The organism is Cryobacterium sp. MLB-32 (genome assembly GCF_000738085.1).
GTDB lineage: Bacteria > Actinomycetota > Actinomycetes > Actinomycetales > Microbacteriaceae > Cryobacterium.
Genome location: NZ_JPRS01000357.1, coordinates 1 through 1,354 on the forward strand (window position 1 = coordinate 1; position 1,354 = coordinate 1,354).

Genomic DNA, 1,354 nt, shown 5'->3' on the forward strand with positions numbered 1-1,354 from the left:
AATTCTTCGGGCCGACCGCACCGAACGGAAGGTGTATGCCCGCATTGAAGCGGAAGAACGCGAGCGCCTCGGTCTCGACAAGCCCACGACCTAATACCCCATGTTCGATTTCGGTGGGGTGACCATCACCGTACTGGTGGCCTTTGTCATCGACTTCGCGGTGAGAATCGTCGCGATCATCGTGGTGCCACGCAACCGGCGGCCCATGTCGGGTATGGCCTGGCTGCTCACGATCTTCTTCATCCCGTACGTGGGTGTTCTGCTCTTCCTGCTCATCGGGTATCGAATGCTGCCGCGCGGGCGATTGGCCAAGCAGGAAGAGATCAATAAGTTCATCCGCGAGAGCACCGAGGGTATGGAACGCGTCGACCGCGACCAGCCGTGGCCGTCCTGGCTCGAATCGGTCGTCGAGCTCAACCGCAATCTCGGCGCGATGCCTCTGGTCGGCGATAACCGCGCGAGCCTCCTCGGTGAGTATCAGGTGGCGATCGACACGATGATTGAGGACATCAATGCGGCCCGCAAGTACGTGCACGTCGAGTTCTACATTCTGTCGCTCGACCACTCCACGGGGCCGTTCTTCGACGCGCTCGAGAATGCTGTGGCCCGTGGCGTCATCGTGCGGGTTCTCATGGACCACATTCAGTCCATGCGCAAGCCGGGCTTTCGCCAGACCAAACAACGACTCACGGATGCCGGGGTGAAGTGGGAGCTGATGCTGCCGGTGCAGCCGCTGCGTGGCAAGTGGCAGCGGCCAGACCTGCGCAATCATCGCAAGCTGTTGATCGTGGACGGCCGCGTGGGCTTCATGGGATCGCAGAACATCATCGACCGTTCCTACAACATGCGGGGCAACATCCGTCGCGGGCTGCAATGGAAAGACCTGATGACTCGCGTCGAGGGTCCGATCGTGTTCGGGCTGAACGCGATCTTCATCACCGATTGGTACAGCGAGACCGACGAGCTGCTCACTCGTGACGTCGAACCCGTCATGCCCAGCCTGGGCTCAGAGGGACTTGACTGTCAGGTTGTGCCCAGCGGCCCGGGGTTCAAGGGTGAGAACAATCTGCGGCTGTTCCTCGCGCTCCTGTATTACGCTCAGGATCGCATCATCATCACCAGCCCGTATTTTGTGCCGGACGAGGCGATGGCCTATGCGATCACGACGGCGACGCAGCGCGGGATACACGTGGAGTTGTTCGTCTCCGAGATCGGAGATCAGGCCGTCGTCTATCACGCGCAACGTTCGTACTACGAGGAACTACTCACCGCCGGTGTGCACATCTACATGTACAAAGCACCGTACATCCTGCACGCCAAGCATTTCACGATCGACGAAGACGTGGCCGTGATC

The 1,354-nt window shown here is 60.2% G+C and carries 1 protein-coding gene; it reads left to right on the forward strand.

Going from position 1 to position 1,354, the window contains the following annotated elements:
- Window positions 1–100: 100 nt before the first annotated feature.
- The coding region (locus tag JF66_RS18540) for a phospholipase D-like domain-containing protein (RefSeq protein ID WP_035880329.1) at window positions 101–1,354 on the forward strand (1,254 nt) is incomplete at its 3' end.